This is a genomic window from Candidatus Palauibacter sp. (genome assembly GCF_965222475.1).
Taxonomy (GTDB): Bacteria; Gemmatimonadota; Gemmatimonadetes; order Palauibacterales; family Palauibacteraceae; genus Palauibacter.
This window is the reverse complement of the sequence record NZ_CBDCUB010000004.1, coordinates 103,783-120,133: the sequence shown is the minus strand read 5'-3', so window position 1 is coordinate 120,133 and position 16,351 is coordinate 103,783. Positions and strand designations below refer to the sequence as shown.

Below are 16,351 nucleotides of genomic sequence, written 5' to 3'. Positions count from 1 at the left end.
ACTCGTGGCGAGAGCGGTCGGCCCCCCGGCGCTGAGAATCGCGGTCATCGGCGGGGACGGGATCGGTCCGGAGGTCACCCGCGAGGCGTGTCGCGCGCTGAACGCCGCGGCTTCCGCCGGCCTCGCCGATCTCGAATTGACGGAATTCCCGCACGGGGCGGATCACTACCTCTCCACGGGCGAGACCCTTGCCCCGGCGACCTTCGCGACGCTGAGGGACGACTTCGACGCGATCCTGTTCGGCGCGGTCGGCGACCCCCGCGTGCCGGACGGGGAGCACGCGCGAGAGCTCCTGCTCGGCCTGCGGGTGCGGCTGGACCTGTTCATCAACCGGCGACCCCTGCGACTGCGCGCCCCGGAACTGTCGCCCCTGAAGTCGGCGGCTGCCGCGCCGATCGACTTCGAGATCTTCCGCGAGAACACCGAAGGTCTCTACGTGGGCGTGGGCCGGATCGAGAACGCGGGGACGCCGGAGGAGACCGCCGTGTCGGAGTCGGTCGCGAGCCGCTTCGCGGTCGAGCGCATCGTGCGCCGGGCGTTCGAGCACGCGGCCCCCCGGGGGCTCCGGGTGACGCTCGCCGACAAGGCGAACGCGGTCCCGCACATGTTCGGCCTCTGGCGCCGGGTCTTCTCGGAGGTCGCCGCCGAGTACCCCCGCGTGGCGTCCGAGATGCGCTATGTGGATGCGCTGGCGATGGAGATGATTCGGGTGCCCGCCAGGTTCGGCGTCATCGTCACCTCGAACCTCCTGGGGGACATCCTGTCGGATCTGGGGGCCGAGATCGTCGGGGGCCCGGGGCTCGCGCCCTCGGCCAACGTGAACCCGGGCGTGCACGGCCTGTACGAGCCCGTGCACGGCAGCGCGCCCGACATCGTCGGGACCGGACGGGCCAATCCGATGGCGGCCGTGCTCAGCGCGGCGCTCCTCCTGCGCGATCATGGGGCCGAAGAGGCGGCGGATGCACTCGAGGGGGCGGTCGACGCGGCTCTGGCGCGCGGGGTCCGCACGCCGGACATCGGAGGCGCCGCTACGACCGCCGAGGTGGGTGCCTGGATCGCGGGACGGGTGGCCTCGGGCGCGGCCTGATCTCCTTCGCTACGTTGCACCCGCGGGGCGGTGCGTCTTCACCGGATGGACGGAGCCCGACCCGCCGCGGACATCGACCAGGGGGAAGCAGAGATGAGCGGCACGAACGGAAACGGGACGGTCTTTCTCTCCGCGGCCAGGACGGCCATGGGGGCTTTCGGCGGCAGCCTGAAGGAGTACTCGGCGGTCGATCTCGGCGTTGTCGCGTCGACCGCGGCGGTCGAACGCTCGGGCGTCGAAGCCGCCGAGTTCGGCCATGTGGTGATGGGCAACGTGATGCAGACCTCGGCCGACGCGATCTACCTCGCGCGGCATGTGGGGCTGCGCGCGGGACTGCCGATCGAGACGCCGGCCGTGTCGGTAAACCGCCTCTGCGGGTCGGGGTTCCAGGCGGTCATCGACGGATCGCAGGAGATCGAACTCGGCGAGAGCGACGTGTGCCTCGTGGGGGGCGCGGAGTCGATGAGCCAGGCGCCGCACATCGTGCGCGGCGCGCGCTGGGGCCTGCGCCTGGGCCCGGCGCCGAAGTTGGAGGACTCGCTGTGGGAGGCGCTCACGGACCCCTACTGCGGCTTCTCCATGGCTCAGACGGCGGAGAATCTGGCCGAGGAATACGGGATCTCGCGCTCGGAGGCCGACGAGGTGGCCGTGCGGAGCCAGCGGCTTGCGGCGGAGGCCTGGGAGGCGGGCCGATACGCGGACGAGGTCGTTCCGATGACGGTCGGGCGGAAGGGAAGGGAGACGACCTTCGAGCGGGACGAACACCTGCGCCCGGAGACGACGACCGAGGGACTGGCGAAGCTGCGGCCGTACTTCAAGCAGGACGGCCTCGTGACCGCCGGCAACGCGAGCGGAATCGGTGATGGAGCCGCGGCGCTCGTTCTCGCCGGGGCCGAGTATGCGGCCGCGCACGGCCTCGAGCCGCTCGGGCGCCTCGTCTCGTACGCCGTGGCCGGGGTGCCGCCCCACATCATGGGCATCGGACCCGCGCCGGCGTCCCGCATCGCCCTCGACAAGGCCGGCCTGTCGCTGGAGGACATGGATCTCGTCGAGGTGAACGAGGCCTTCGCCCCGCAATACCTGGCCGTCGAGCGCGAACTGGGCCTCGACCGGGAGAAGGTCAACGTGGACGGCGGAGCGATCGCGCTCAGCCATCCGCTCGGCATGACCGGGGCGCGAATCACAGGCCACCTCCTCCACGAGTTGCGCCGCCGGGGCGGCGGGCTCGGACTCGGGGCGGCCTGCATCGGCGGTGGACAGGGGGCGGCCGTGATCGTGGAGGTCGACGCCTGACCCCGGCTCTCCCCAGCTGTTGGAGGTGCTGAACATGGATCCCCTCTTCTTCATACTCGCCGGCGCGGGAGCGCTGGCGCTGGCCACGAGTCTCAGGATCCTCAAGGAATACGAGCGGGCCGTCGTCTTCCGGCTCGGTCGTGTGCGTCCGACCCGTGGACCCGGGCTGATCTTTCTCGTCCCGTTCGGGGTCGAGCGCATGGAACGGGTGAGCCTGCGCATCATCGCGATGGACATCCCGCCTCAGGACGTCATCACCCGCGACAACGTGTCCGTTAAGGTCAACGCGGTGCTCTACTTCCGCGTCAGGCTCCCGGAGCGCGCCATCCTCGAGATCGAGGACTTCCTCTTCGCCACCTCTCAACTCGCCCAGACGACGCTGCGGTCGGTCATCGGCCAGGCCGAACTGGACGAGGTCCTCGCGGAGCGGGAGAAGTTCAACCAGATCCTGCGCGACATCATCGACCAGGGTACCGACGCGTGGGGGATCGACGTCACCGGCGTCGAGGTCAAGGATGTAGATCTGCCGAACGAGATGAAGCGGGCCATCGCGCGCCAGGCCGAGGCGGAACGGGAACGCCGCGCCAAGGTGATCAACGCGAAGGGCGAACTGCAGGCGGCGGCGAACCTTCGGGACGCGGCGCGGCAGCTGAGCGAATACCCGGCCTCGCTGCAGCTGCGCTTCCTGCAGACGGCGACCGAGATCGCGGCGGAGAACAACTCGACGACGATCTTCCCGCTCCCGGTCGACCTCGGGTCGCTCTCCGGTCTGTTCAAGGCCCGGCCGCGGGCCGCGGAGCGTGCTTTCTCGGCTCCGGAGACGGCGGAGGATGCGGAACGGGCGCTCGAAAGCGCGGAAGGCGCGCCGAGACTGCCCGGCGCCAAGGCGGCCGGCGAGGCCGAGGAGGCTGCCGGCCAGCCGGAGGGCGTGGCCGGAGAACGCGATGCCGCCGGCTGACTCCGGTCCCGCGGAAGGCAGGCCGCCCGCTCCCGCGGAAGGCAGGCCGCCCGCTCCCGCGGAAAGCCGTCCCTCCGTCCCCGCCACGATCACGCGGGAGCAACTCGAACGCGTGATCCGCCGGGCCTCGGACCTCCAGTTCAGGAGTTCGACGGCGGTAGACGGCTCGATCGGCTCGCGCGACGTGGTCCAGATCGGGGCGGAGGTCGGTCTCGAGGAACGCCACGTCCGGCAGGCGCTGGCCGAGGTGGAGGCTGCCTCGCTCCTTCCCGCGACCCCGGCGGACACCGGTCTCGCGCGCAGACTGTGCGGGCCGGCGATCGTGAGCGCGAGTCGGGTCGCGCCCGGGAGTCCGGACGACATCGACGTGAATCTCGAGCCGTACCTCTCGGAGAAGGAACTCCTGCGGCGGGTTCGTTCGCGACCGGGTCGGTCGCTGTGGGAGCCGGCAGCCGGGCTCGTCCCCCAGATGCGCCGCGGGCTGGATTTCGGCGGCCGGGGTTACACCCTCGCCAAGGCACGCAGCCTCCAGGTCGTGACCGAACCTCTGGAGAACGGCTGGTCGCTGGTCACCCTGACGGCCGATATGACGAACGTCCGCACGGAACACCTCGGGGGATGGTTCGGGGGGATGACCGTTGGCGGCATCGCCGGCGGGCTCGGACTGACGTTGGCGACCGGCGGCGGGATCCTGCCCATCCTCGGGGGGGTCGCGATCTTCTCGGGCTGCATCGGGGTGGCGACGGTCTCTGCCCGGTCGACGATGGCGAAGTTCAGGCAGCGGATGGAACTCTCGCTCCAGGGTCTCCTCGATCGCCTCGAGAGCGGCGAGGATCTCGCCGGCGCCCGAGAGCCGTGGCACCAGAAACTCCCCTGGTGAGGGGGGCATTTCTTCAAGGGAATATTCGGAAGGGGAGTCGACATTGACTGAGATTCGGAAGGTCGGGGTGGTGGGCGCCGGGCTGATGGGGAGCGGGATCGCGCAGGTCAGCGCGGCGGCCGGCTACGAGACGGTGGTGCGCGAGGTGGAGCAGGGGTTCCTCGACCACGGCATGGCCCGCATCGCGAAGAATCTCGACCGCGCGGTGGCGAAGGAAAAGCTGGGGCCCGGGGAACGGGACGCGATCGCGGGTCGCCTGCACCCGACCGTGGATCTGGCGGATCTCGCCGGCTGCGACCTCGTCATCGAGGCGATCACGGAGAGCCTCGAGGCGAAGCACGAACTGTTCGGCGCCCTCGGCGGCGCGTGTGGGCCTGGCGCGATCTTCGCCTCGAATACGTCGAGTCTCTCGATCACGGAACTGGCGGCCGGGACCGATCGACCGGACCGCTTCGTCGGCCTCCACTTCTTCAACCCCGTCCCGGTGATGCCGCTGGTCGAGGTCGTCCGCTGCGGGCAGACATCGGAGGAGACGTTCGACGTCGCCTTCGCATTCGCGAAGTCGGTCGGCAAGAGCCCGATCGCGTGCGGGGACAACACGGGGTTCGTCGTGAACCGGCTGCTCGTCCCGTACATGCTCGACGCGATTCGCGCCTACGAGTCCGGCATCGCATCGATCCCGGACATCGACAAGGGGCTTCGCCTGGGCTGCGGGTATCCCATGGGCCCCTTCACGCTGGGCGACTTCGTGGGCCTCGACACGCTGTACCACGTCACGGAGATCATGTACGACGAGTACAAGGAGGCGCGCTTCGCCTCCCCGCCGCTGCTGCGCCGCATGTTCCTGGCTGGCTACCACGGCCGGAAGACGGGGAAGGGGTTCTACGACTACAGCGGCCCCGAGCCCGTGGTGTCGGATTTCGTGAAGTAGCCGCCCCTCGCGGACAGCGCGCCGGGTCTGACGTGCGCTCGCTTCGTGACGTCTGCGGAACAGTACTCGTGCCGCCCGATTACGGAGGAAGATGATCGCGACAGCGCGCGCACCGCTGCTGCTGGCATTGGCGGCCGTTGTGTGGATTGTTCCCGGGTCTCGGGCGCTGGCGGCCCAGGAGGCGGTTCGGGTGGCGGGCACCGTGACGGACGAGACGACGGGCCAACCGGTCGAGGGCGCGTTGGTCCGTCTCGCCGACTTGGCCGGTTCGGTCCGGGAGGCGCTCAGCGGCTCGGCGGGCGGCTTCGCCTTTGACGGCGTCGCGCCGGGCGAGTACGTACTCGGCGTGCGGCGCATCGGCTACGAGGGTCTGAGCACGCCGCTCGAGATCGGCCCCGGCGCGCAGGCGACGCTGAACCTGCGGCTGACGCCGCGGGCGATCCCGCTGGAGCCGCTGAACGTCGTCGTCGAGGGGCGGGCCCCCCGCCTGGCGGAAACGGGCTTCTACGACCGGCTCGAGGAAGGCTGGGGCACGTATTTCGAACCCGAATGGATCCGGACGCGAAGCGCGGGCTTCATCCGACTGTCGCACTTCGTGTCGAACCTCCAGCGTCGCGCGCCGCTGTCGCGCTGTTCCCAGGTCCGGGTCTACTACGACGAGAGGTTCATCGGCCACGCGGCGGGGTGGGGGACGAGCAAGCCGGTGTCCATCAACGCGGCGGGCCTGCACAGATCCGCGGTCGGGCCGGCCCCCCGGATCCTCGACGCACTGTCCGTGACGGATCTCGGCGCGGCCGAACTGTACACGCCCCCCGCACCGATCCCCCTCTTCGCGCTCAACGACACCACGGCCGCCTGCGGCGCGATCATCCTGTGGTCCGACTGGATGGCTCGAACGGCGGAGATCCCGCAGATCGAGGTGAAGCTGTGCGAGCCCGCCGGCCGTCCGGGCGAGGTGGCCCTGGAGGGGTTCGTGGAGGACGAAATCACCGAGGTGCGACTGCCGGCGGCGCACGTCTTCGGCTCCTACCCGACGTCGGACGGCGCCGTACGCCGCGATCTCGCGGTCCGGACGGATTCGCTCGGGCGGTATCGTCTGTGCGACGTGCCGGCCGGAGCGGCGGTGGAACTGGAGGCCGCCTACGGCCCGGAGACGGGTCGGCGGGATGTTGTCGAGGCCGCGTCCGGCGAGGAGGTACGGCTCACCGTCCAGGTGACGGTCCCGGGAGTGATCAGCGGCCTGGTCGTCAACGAGGGTACGGGGCGCCCCTTCCGGAACGTGCCGGTGGTGCTCGTGGGCACTGACTTCCGCGCCGTGACGAACACCGCGGGGCGTTTCTCCGTCGAGGGGCTCCCGCCGGGTGCCTACCGCCTCCGCGCCATCTGTGAGGGTTTCGAGTCCATCGCGCAGGACGTGGAACTCGTCCCGGGCGCGAGTGTCCGCGTCATGCTCGCCCTCCGTCCGGCAGGCCCCCTGCCTCCCAGGCGGTGCGTCGGCTGAACCGCCGCTTGGCCGGAAAGAGCGCATTGCAAACCAATAGATGCAACGATAGCATGCATTCATGCTAATGAATCAGGAAGTACGCATGGGGCTGCGGCTGAAGGTTGCTCGAAAACGCGCCCGGCTGACCCAGCAACAACTCGCCGACGCCTTGGGTATGGCGCATCGACAGACGCTCGCCCGCATCGAATCGGGGCAGCGTGGCTTTAGCGCCCAGGAACTCATTGAGGCGATGAAGATTCTCCGTGTCGACCTCGACTACTTCACGGATCCCTTCCAGCTCGCCGGCGAAGGCGAGTTCTCATTTCGGACGACCGCGGATGTAGGAAATGCGGTTCTTGACGACTTCGAGTACAGCGCCGGACGCTGGCTTGCGCTGTATCGCGAGTTGTCGATCGAGCAGGGTCGAGAACAACCGTGGCTCCAGTCCAGGCTCCCGTTGACGCCCCAGTCGTCCTTCGAGGACGCGCAGGCGGCGGGCGAGTGGGTAGCCGACCGGTGGCAACTGGGGGAGCCCCCTGCCGAGTCGTTGCGATCGGCGATGGAGAACCACGCTTCAATACTGGTTCTGAACGTCGATACTCCACCTGGCATCTCAGGGGCGGCATCTCGCGTATCGGGATTGAATTGCGTTCTGGTGAATCGGCACGATTCCGAGCGACATCGGCACTTCGACCTGGCACACGAACTGTTTCATCTGTTCACATGGGACGCGATGCCGCCGGACCGGACGGACGTTGTCGATGTTCCCAGGAACGGGAACGGCTGGCGTGTCGAGCGCTTGGCGGAGAACTTCGCCGCCGCGCTCCTCATGCCGGAGAGTATCCTCAGGGAGCATTGGGAGCGGCAGTCGACGCAGGCAGACGTACACGAGCGCATCGACGAAGTCGCCGACGCCCTGCGAGTTTCCGGCACCGCGTGCAAGTGGCGTCTCCATAACCTCGCCTGGCTCTCGAGGGCCGAACTGGACCGCATCGAAGACCGGCGCTTCGCCACAAACGGACGAATACCGCCGGCCGCTCGAGAGGCGACTCCGTTCAGCCAGCCGTTCATCGATCGAATCGCCACAGCTCTCGATACTGGTCGTCTCTCGGTGAGGCGGACGGCTTCCCTGCTCGATCTGGCGGTGCCGGACCTGGCTTCTCTCCTCCGGGACTATGGCCACGAGACATACTTCGAGGCCTGACGTATTCACGGTCGCCCGGCCCGGTATCATCCTCGTGGACACCATGATCGTTATCGAAGCGGTCGACACCGGGTGCTGGAATGCCATCACCGGCCAGCGGCAGGTCGTCATACCGAGAGTTCACGTGGCGGCTTGGCGCACAACCCTTCGGATGAAGGACCTCACGTGACGTCTACCTGCGCGGACCCACCGGTCAGGTCGGCCACAGCCACCCGAAGGCGCCGCCCGTGAGCAGGCCGTAGACGAGGCTGTCGAACACGTTGCGGGCGGTCGTCCCCCACGCCTGGGAGTACCAGATCGACCTCTGCAGGTGCGCGAGCCCGTATCCCCCGAAGGCCACCGTGGACGACATGCGGAAGACCTCCATGTAGCCGGTGCCCGGTCCGAGGGCGAGACCGGTCACGTACCCTGCGAACGCGCTCACGACGAGGCAGTAGACGAGCCACTGCACGAGCTGCGTGCCCATATCGGAAGGGCCTCGCGAGGGCAGCAGCGTCATGAACCCGGTCGGTCCCCGCGTCCACTTCTCCCGGAATTCCTCGCTACCCATGACCTCCTTGCCGACCGCGTGGGGGAAGGAGTAGTCCCCGGGCGGGATCCCGAAGCCGCGCAGCGCATCCATGAGGCCATCCTCGTCGGCAACCCCCTTGAAGTCCTTCCGATGGTAGCCGAGAACCATGTGGATCGCCGAACTCGCGACGAACACGAGCGCGGCGGCCAGGAGGATCGGGATCCAGAGGCTGGGCACGTGAACCATTTTGCGACTCCCTGCTGTACGAAGCGTCCGGGGGATCCGCGGCACCCGCTCGCCGCGAAACGTGAGGCCGGACCCCAACATACGGGGCGCGAATCCAGGGCGCTCCGGGGAGGGCCGGACCCGCCCCGGTGGCTGCCGCCTGCAGCGTAGCGCGAGCTAGAAGCGCAGCCGGACCCCGACGCCGTCCACGAGAACGAGTGGTTCGATCCGAACCCCGGAAGCGGGCCCCTCGTCGTCGTCGCGGGGTGCACCGGCCACGCGCAGCCACCCTGCGGCGGCGCGGGTCGCTCGACGCCCGACCCACAGCCCTACGAAGCCCCCCGCCACGACGTCGGACAGCCAGTGCCGGTCTCCGTAGATCCGGGCGAGGCCGGTGCCGGCGGCCACGGCGTAGAAGGGGATCGCCCATCCGCCGTCGGTCACTTCGTCGACCGCGGCCGCGATCGCGAACGCGTAGGCGGTGTGGCCCGACCCCAGCGAGGCGTTGTCCCGAAACGGGTCGAAGTGCAGCGACCCCCTCTCCTCCCGTGGGCGGCTTCGGCCCAGCGTCCAGTTGAGGAGGGTGTTGGACATCGATCCGGCGAATACGCCGAAGAACGCCGATGTCGCCTTCCGAACTCCCCGGCTTCCATCCAGCGTCACTCCGAGAAGAAGTCCGCCTCCCGCGAGGAAGGGGGCCGTCCGCTTCCAGTCGCCGTAGTCATGGCCGATCCCGGCCAGGTCGTCCCCCGGAGTGCCCTGCAGTTCCCTGGCGATGTCGCGCCCGGGCTCATCGAGGAGGAACGCCGCGCCCAGGACGCCCGCTCCGAGTGCGACATCCCGCCACATCCGACCCGTCCGGTCCGCGACCGCCTCCGCGTCCGGGATCATCTCCCCGGCCTGGGCGACGGCGTGAAGCGGTGCGAGCGACAGCACGGCTCCGAGCGGCAGCACGGCCCCTCGGGAGCGTTTCGTTCGCACGATCGGGCGGCGTCGGCCGCGGTGGCGGAATGGCGTCATGAACGTTCTCGAAGCTGACCTCGCGAGACCTGCCGGGCAACCGTTTGCGGGAGACGGAGGACGCGACCGCGAATCCCTAGATTTCCTTGCGGCATAAGGGTTTTCGCGGTATTTTCGGGATACGTGATGAAGACACCGGAGGCACCGTCCGTCCGTCGGCCCGAGGCGTCCTCTGCGCCTTTCCTCAGGCGCCTGACCCTGAGTGATTATCGCAACTTCGAGCGACTCGAGTGCGAGTTCCCGGAGGAGGGCGTCGCGATCATCGGGCCCAACGGATCGGGCAAGACGAACCTGCTCGAGGCGATCCATTACCTCGAGGTGTTCCGGTCCTTCCGCGGAGTCCGGGATCGTGAACTCGTGCGGTTCGGGCAGACGGTGTTCCGGGTGGAGGGCGTGGTCGAGGGGGCGACTTCCGTGGCCGCGGCCTACGACCGGTCCCGGCGGATCAAGAAGGTCGAGGTCGATGCGCTTGAAGTGGACCGCGTTTCGGCCGGGGTCGGTTCGGTCGGGGTCGTCGCCTTCCGGCTCGAAGACGCCGAGATCGTGCGGGGGGGGCCGGCGCTGCGGCGTCGGTTCCTCGACGTGGCGCTCTCCGTGGGTGTGCCGGGCTACCTCGCGGCGCTGCAGCGCTACCGGGGTCTCCTGGCGCAGCGGAACGAGGCGCTCAGGCGCGGCTGGTCGAGTCGGGAGATCGACGCCTGGACGGGCGGGTTGATCGAGGTCGGGGCATTCCTCGCGGAGAGGCGGGCGACGTGGGTGTCGGAGGGGGCGGAGCGATACGGCGACTTCCATGCGCGGATCTCGGGAGGTGACGCGGCGCGGCTGCGCTATGCCGCTTCCATCGTTTCCGGCGATCCGGGGGGAGAGTCCGGCGGAGACGGGGCATGGACGGAGCGGTTCCGGAGGGCGCTGGAGGCGACCCGGGAACGCGAGCGACGGCGGGGCATGACGGTGATCGGTCCGCACCGCGACGAGATCCGGTTCGACGTCGAGGCGCCGGAGGGCGTCCGCGACCTGCGGAACTACGGATCGAGCGGTCAGCAGCGGACCGCGGCTCTCGCGCTGCGTCTGCTCGAGGCCGACCGGCTCAGAGAGCGCCTCGGCAGGGAGCCCGTGTATCTGCTGGATGATGTGTTCGCGGAACTCGACGAGGACCGCTCGGGCCGGCTGTTGCGGCTCTTCGAAGCCGAACGGGATGGGCAGGTGATCCTCACCGCGCCCAAGCCCGGCGATGTCGGCCTGCGGGGCGGGGAACTGGCGCGCTGGCATCTCCGGAATGGACGGCTGATCGCATGAGCGGGGCGGATCGGGTCGCCCGCCGCCCCGGTGACACCGCGGCCGCCCGGCGGCGCCCACAACGCGTGGGCGGCGTGCTCACGGAGATGCTCGACCGGATGGGCATCCGCGAACGGGTGGAGCGCAGCGCCACCGCCGCGCGCTGGGAGCGCGTCGTGGGGCCGCATATCGCCCGCGTGACGAGGGTCGGCGGGCTGAGAGCCGGGACGTTGTTCATCGAGGTCTCGGGTGCGGCCTGGATGACGGAGTTGAGCATGATGCGGCGGACGCTGCTGGCCCGCCTGAACGAGGGCCGGGACCGCGGCAGGATCGACCAGATCATGTTCGTGCAGTCCGGCGAATCGCCGACGGTCGCCGCGCGACGCGGCCGAAACAGGAGCGGGAGGGGTTGATGACGGAGTCGAAGACCGGGAGGAAACCCGCGGGCAACGACCAGGGCAACTCGGACTACACGGCGCGAAAGATCCATGTCCTCAAGGGGCTGGACGCCGTCCGCAAGCGCCCCGGCATGTACATCGGGTCCACGTCGGGGCGCGGACTGCATCATCTCGTCTACGAGGTCGTCGACAACTCGATCGACGAGGCGATGGCGGGCTACTGCTCCGGGATCGACGTAAGGATCGGCGAGGACCAGTCGATCCGCGTGGCGGACGACGGGCGCGGCATCCCGGTCGACCTTCACCCGACCGAGAAGGTGCCCGGCGTCGAACTCGCGCTGACGACGCTTCACGCCGGCGGGAAGTTCGACAAGTCGAGCTACAAGGTCTCGGGCGGGCTGCACGGCGTGGGGGTCTCCGTCGTGAACGCGCTCTCCGAATGGCTGGAGGTCGAGGTCCGCCGCGACGGCCATGTGTGGTCGCAGCGATACGAACGGGGTGTCAGCCAGGGCAAGCTCGGGAAGGGGCGGAAGACGAAGGAGACGGGGACCACGGTCACCTTCCGGCCGGACCCCGACATCTTCACCGGACTCGGCGCGAATCTCGAATACAGCTTCGAGACGCTCGCCAACCGGCTCCGCGAACTCGCGTATCTGAACCGGGGCGTACGGATCACCCTCGTCGACGAGCGTAAGGAGGGACTTCGGCGCGACTTCCACTTCGAGGGCGGGATCGCCCAGTTCGTGAAGTATCTTCTGGGGAACAGGCAGCCGCTTCATTCCGACGTGATCTTCGTGTCCGGCGACCAGGACGACACGGAAATCGAACTCGCCATGCAGTACACGGACGCCTACAGCGAGAACACGTTCACCTTCGTCAACAACATCAGCACGCACGAGGGCGGCACCCACCTCTCGGGGTTCAAGGGCGCCCTCACCCGCACGATCAACAGCTACGCGCAGCGGAACAACATCCTCAAGAAGGCGGATGCGGCACTGAGCGGCGACGACGTGCGCGAGGGGCTCGTGGCCGTCCTCTCGGTCAAGGTCATGGAGCCGCAGTTCGAGGGGCAGACCAAGACGAAGCTGGGGAACAGCGAGGTGCGCGGGATCGTCGAGAGCCTCGTGAACGAGGGGCTCGGGACGTGGATGGAGGAGAATCCCGGCCCGTCGAAGAAGATCATCGAGAAGGCCCTCCAGGCGTCGCGGGCGCGGGAAGCGGCGCGCAAGGCGCGGGACCTGACCCGCAAGAAATCGGCGCTCGAGACCGGCATCCTGCCCGGCAAGCTGGCGGACTGCTCGATCACGGACCCGGAGATTGCGGAGTTGTATCTCGTGGAGGGAGACAGCGCGGGCGGGAGCGCGAAGATGGGGCGCGACCGGAACTACCAGGCGATCCTCCCCCTGCGCGGGAAGATCCTCAACGTCGAGAAGGCGCGGATCGACAGGATCCTCTCGAACGAGGAAATCCGGGCCATGATCACGGCGATCGGCACGGGGATCGGCGACGAGTTCGATCTCTCCCGGGCACGATACCGCAAGGTCGTGATCATGACGGACGCGGATGTCGACGGCGCCCACATTCGGACGCTGCTCCTGACCTTCTTCTTCCGTCAGATGAGGGAACTCATCAACGCCGGCTACATCTACATCGCCCAGCCTCCCCTCTACCGCGTGTGGAAGGGAAAGACGGAGTTCTACTGCTACGACGAGGCGGAGCGCGTCGCCGCCCAGACGAGGCTGGACAACGGCAGGGGCAGGGCTTCGCTGCAGCGGTACAAGGGTCTCGGCGAGATGAACGCCGACCAGCTGTGGCAGACGACGATGAACCCCGACCGGCGGACGCTGCTTCAGGTCAGGATCGAGGAGGCCGTCGACGCCGACAGGCTGTTCGACACGCTCATGGGCGAGAACGTGGAACCGCGCCGCGAATTCATCGAACGGCACGCCCGATACGTCCGCAACCTCGACGTCTGAGTCTGATTCGCAGGATCTCTCGTCTCACCGACATCTCCCCGGTTGACGCCCCGTTGATACCCCTCCCGATCCTCGGTTCAGAGAGGGCGGCAGGGCGTCGCCCTCGCAACTCAATCCGGGGAGGTGGAGGATGATGAGGACGAGAAGAAGCAGACGCGGCGTGGCATGGGTGCTCGTCGCGGGGTGGGCCATCGCCGGCGGTGTCGCGGATCCGCTGGGAGCCGAGCCCCCGAACCCGCCCGCGACAGGAACGCACATGGCCGATCCGGTCGAGTTCGGAGTCGAGCCGGTCGCGACGGCCTCGGCCGCGACAAACGCTACGGCGGCCGCCTCGGCCGTCCAGATCTGCGGGGGCGCCGGGTTCTGCGTCACCGTCCTGGATGTCTCGGCCACGATTCCGTTCACCGGGATCGGAATCAGGGTATACTGTGATCTCTGCGAATGCACCTGGGTCGAGGACGGTTTCCTCTGGCGCTCCAGTTGGTGGGACTGCGGCTCCCGGGCCCTCGGCGTGAGGGCGTAGTGATGCCCCGCGCGGTGGCAGGTCTGTCTCTGGCGGTCCTCCTTGCCGCCTGTTCAGCAACCGATCGCGCTGACGCCCCCGGGTACCGCTTGTCGGTACCCGGGGCGTTCGTCGGGCGCTTCCCCCCCAACCCGTTCGACCCGGAAGCCGAGATCCTGATCGAAGGAGCCTACGGCATGGCGGTCGGACCGGAGCAGGACGGTGTGTTCGTGCTTGACCGGCGAGGCAGGCGGGTGTTCCATCTCGACCGGGATGCGAACCTCCGCGCCGCGTTCGGCCGCCCCGGCGGAGGGCCCGGAGAGTTCGAAGCGCCCGTTTCGATACAGCTCGATCCTGGGGGTGATGTGTGGGTTTCCGATGCACGACTGAGCCGGTTGTCGCGCTTTGGCGCCGGCGGTGACCTCCGGGATGAGTTGTCCACGCCGTGGCCCGTTACGAACTTTGGAATCCTGCGGGATGGCGTGTCGATCTATCCCACGGTGGAGCAGACTACGCTTCTGGCGGTCCAGTCGGGTGCAGAGCACCGGGAGATGGAAATCGACCCAGCGGTCATCCCCGATGGAATCAGTGCTCATCCGATGGAGCGACTGATGAGCGGTGCCCTGCAATTCTTCCCCCTCGAACCAAACACCGTGCTCATGTTCCAGAACAGGAACGCGGAGTTGTTCGGGGCCTGGCGCATCGAGCTCGATCCGCCGGGAACGCGGGTCACGGAGGTGGCCACGTGGCCGCTTCCTGACTGGATCGTCGCCGAGACCGAGTCCCGGGGAGGGGTGATCGAGGTCGAACAACAGGGCGAGCGCACCCGGATCTCCGAGATGGTGCCGTTCAACAGCGTTCGCGTCGTTGACGACGAGTTGTGGCTCGTCACCGGGCTCATCGATGATGTCCTCGCCGCTTCGATCCCGCTCGTCGAGGGTGATTCGGCTTCGATCGTGCTGCCACCCGAGACGGCGATCGACTGTCTGATGGACGTCGCCGTCCTCGGCGAACGGCTCGTGGTTCTGTGTGAGACCGAAGTTCGGTTCTACGAGCTGGACCGGGTGGAATCCGAGCGGTTCTCGCCGCCGTGAACGCCGCGTCCGCGCTCGTCGCGATCGACCAGGGCACGACCTCGAGCCGCGCCATCGCGTTCGACCTCGCGGGGAAGCCGGTCGCGACCGCGCAACGCGAGCTCCCGCAGAGCTATCCCGCGCCGGGCTGGGTGGAGCACGATCCCGAGCGCATCCGGGACGACGCGATCGACGTGACGCGGGAGGTCATCGGGGAGGCCGAGGCGCTCGGGTACCATGTGGAAACGATCGGCCTCACCAACCAGCGCGAAACGACGGTGGTGTGGGAGCGCGCGAGCGGGAGGCCGATCCACCCCGCGATCGTGTGGCAGGACCGGCGGACGGCGGACGCCTGCGCCGAACTGCGCGAGGCGGGTCATGAGGGGTGGGTCGCGCGCCACACCGGGCTGCGACTCGATCCGTACTTCTCCGGGACGAAGCTCGCGTGGATCCTGGACCGGATCCCCGGAGCGCGCGAGGCGGCGGGGCGGGGCGAACTCGCGTTCGGAACGATCGACAGCTGGCTGCTTTGGTGCCTTACCGGAGGGCGAGTGCACGCGACGGACGCGACGAACGCGTCGCGCACGCTCCTGTACGACATTGGCGAAGGTGAGTGGCGCGGCGAACTGCTCGAACTGTTGCGAGTGCCCGCCGCGGTACTGCCCGAGGTTCGGGACTCCGCGGGCGATTTCGGCGAGACGCGCGCCGACCTGTTCGGCCGTCCGATCCCGGTGCGGGGTATCGCCGGAGACCAGCAGGCGGCGACGTTCGGCCAAGCCGCGTTCGAACCGGGCGGAATGAAGTTCACGTACGGCACGGGGGCCTTCGCGCTCCTCAACACCGGGTCCGAGCGGCTGACCTCGCAGCACGGCCTGCTGACCACGGTGGCCTGGCAACTCGGGGGTAAGCGCACCTACGCGCTGGAGGGGAGCATCTTCGTTGCGGGCGCCTCGGTTCAGTGGCTGCGGGATGGGCTGGGCATCATCTCCGATGCGGCGGAGACGGAGGCGCTCGCCCGCTCCGCCGACTCGACCGGGGGGGTGGTGCTCGTGCCGGCCTTCGTCGGACTGGGCGGCATCCACTGGGACCCCGGGGCGCGCGCGGCGCTGCTCGGCATGACGCGCGATACGGGCAGGGCCGAGATCGCCCGCGCGGCCCTCGAAGCGGTGGCCTACCAGTCGCGGGAGCTGATCGATGCAATGCGGGCGGACGGGGCGCCACGCCCGCGGAGGCTGCGCGTGGACGGAGGCTTCACCCGGAACGCCTGGGCCATGCAGTTCCTGGCCGACATGCTCGACCTCGAGATCGTCCGCCCGCCCGTCACGGAGACGACCGCGCTCGGAGCGGCGATGCTGGCCGGGCTCGGCGCCGGCCTGTTCGCGGACCTGCCGGAGGTCGCCGCTCTGTGGCGGCACGACCGCGCCTGGACCCCGGCCATGGAACCCGGGGTGCGCGAAGGGCTGTATGCCGGCTGGCAGCGCGCGGTCGCCCGTGTGCTGCCGAACTGATATTCTGCCGGAAACCACCTGGTTCGA

General features: G+C 68.8%; 14 protein-coding genes and 1 pseudogene. 13 read left to right on the top strand and 2 right to left on the bottom strand.

Annotated elements, in window-relative coordinates:
• Nucleotides 1-4: 4 nt before the first annotated feature.
• The 7 genes and pseudogenes from ACOQPP_RS09250 to ACOQPP_RS09220 all read left to right on the top strand — a co-directional run bounded on the left by ACOQPP_RS09250 (nucleotide 5) and on the right by ACOQPP_RS09220 (nucleotide 7,836).
• Nucleotides 5-1,087 (top strand): isocitrate/isopropylmalate dehydrogenase family protein, encoded by a 1,083-nt coding sequence (locus ACOQPP_RS09250; protein WP_419165313.1) that lies wholly within the window; start codon nucleotides 5-7, stop codon nucleotides 1,085-1,087.
• 93 nt (nucleotides 1,088-1,180) lie between these two features.
• Entirely contained in the window at nucleotides 1,181-2,380 is a 1,200-nt protein-coding gene (locus ACOQPP_RS09245; RefSeq protein ID WP_419165312.1) for an acetyl-CoA C-acetyltransferase, read from the top strand.
• 16 nt (nucleotides 2,381-2,396) lie between these two features.
• Nucleotides 2,397-3,134 (top strand): annotated as a pseudogene (locus ACOQPP_RS09240) (slipin family protein); the annotation flags it as partial.
• Between the two features lie 190 nt (nucleotides 3,135-3,324).
• A complete protein-coding gene (locus ACOQPP_RS09235) occupies nucleotides 3,325-4,218 on the top strand; it encodes a hypothetical protein (protein ID WP_420636362.1) in 894 nt (297 codons plus the stop codon).
• A gap of 43 nt (nucleotides 4,219-4,261) precedes the next feature.
• Nucleotides 4,262-5,149 carry a 3-hydroxyacyl-CoA dehydrogenase family protein gene (locus ACOQPP_RS09230; protein WP_419165310.1) on the top strand — a complete coding sequence of 296 codons (888 nt, stop codon included), beginning with the start codon at nucleotides 4,262-4,264 and terminating at the stop codon, nucleotides 5,147-5,149.
• Between the two features lie 91 nt (nucleotides 5,150-5,240).
• Nucleotides 5,241-6,650, top strand: coding sequence for a carboxypeptidase regulatory-like domain-containing protein (locus ACOQPP_RS09225; RefSeq protein ID WP_420636361.1), 1,410 nt, complete (start codon nucleotides 5,241-5,243; stop codon nucleotides 6,648-6,650).
• Nucleotides 6,651-6,711: 61 nt separating this feature from the next.
• The gene (locus ACOQPP_RS09220) at nucleotides 6,712-7,836 is read left to right on the top strand and encodes an ImmA/IrrE family metallo-endopeptidase (protein WP_419165307.1); all 1,125 of its coding nucleotides are present in this window, start codon (nucleotides 6,712-6,714) and stop codon (nucleotides 7,834-7,836) included.
• A gap of 193 nt (nucleotides 7,837-8,029) precedes the next feature.
• On the opposite strand, the gene ACOQPP_RS09215 is transcribed toward ACOQPP_RS09220, so the two are convergent.
• Together ACOQPP_RS09215 and ACOQPP_RS09210 are read right to left on the bottom strand one after the other, a co-directional pair.
• Entirely contained in the window at nucleotides 8,030-8,593 is a 564-nt protein-coding gene (locus ACOQPP_RS09215) for a hypothetical protein (RefSeq protein WP_419165306.1), read from the bottom strand.
• A gap of 156 nt (nucleotides 8,594-8,749) precedes the next feature.
• Nucleotides 8,750-9,526, bottom strand: coding sequence for a phosphatase PAP2 family protein (locus tag ACOQPP_RS09210; protein WP_419165305.1), 777 nt, complete (start codon nucleotides 9,524-9,526; stop codon nucleotides 8,750-8,752).
• A 192-nt stretch (nucleotides 9,527-9,718) separates the two neighbouring features.
• Between ACOQPP_RS09210 and recF the strand changes: the two genes are divergently transcribed.
• The 6 genes from recF (at nucleotide 9,719) to glpK (ending at nucleotide 16,324) form a co-directional block, all read left to right on the top strand.
• On the top strand, nucleotides 9,719-10,888 hold the full coding sequence (recF, locus tag ACOQPP_RS09205) for a DNA replication/repair protein RecF (RefSeq protein ID WP_419165304.1): 1,170 nt from the start codon (nucleotides 9,719-9,721) through the stop codon (nucleotides 10,886-10,888).
• Nucleotides 10,885-11,280, top strand: a complete 396-nt coding sequence (locus tag ACOQPP_RS09200) for a DUF721 domain-containing protein (RefSeq protein WP_419165303.1) — start codon at nucleotides 10,885-10,887, stop codon at nucleotides 11,278-11,280. Before recF ends, ACOQPP_RS09200 begins: the two co-directional genes overlap by 4 nt.
• The gene (gene gyrB / locus ACOQPP_RS09195) at nucleotides 11,280-13,241 is read left to right on the top strand and encodes a DNA topoisomerase (ATP-hydrolyzing) subunit B (RefSeq protein ID WP_419165302.1); all 1,962 of its coding nucleotides are present in this window, start codon (nucleotides 11,280-11,282) and stop codon (nucleotides 13,239-13,241) included. The genes ACOQPP_RS09200 and gyrB overlap by 1 nt, the downstream gene beginning before the upstream one ends.
• A gap of 133 nt (nucleotides 13,242-13,374) precedes the next feature.
• The gene (locus ACOQPP_RS09190; RefSeq protein WP_419165301.1) at nucleotides 13,375-13,764 is read left to right on the top strand and encodes a hypothetical protein; all 390 of its coding nucleotides are present in this window, start codon (nucleotides 13,375-13,377) and stop codon (nucleotides 13,762-13,764) included.
• 89 nt (nucleotides 13,765-13,853) lie between these two features.
• On the top strand, nucleotides 13,854-14,837 hold the full coding sequence (locus ACOQPP_RS09185) for a hypothetical protein (protein WP_419165300.1): 984 nt from the start codon (nucleotides 13,854-13,856) through the stop codon (nucleotides 14,835-14,837).
• Nucleotides 14,834-16,324, top strand: coding sequence for a glycerol kinase GlpK (glpK, locus tag ACOQPP_RS09180; protein WP_419165299.1), 1,491 nt, complete (start codon nucleotides 14,834-14,836; stop codon nucleotides 16,322-16,324). The genes ACOQPP_RS09185 and glpK overlap by 4 nt, the downstream gene beginning before the upstream one ends.
• Nucleotides 16,325-16,351: the final 27 nt, after the last annotated feature.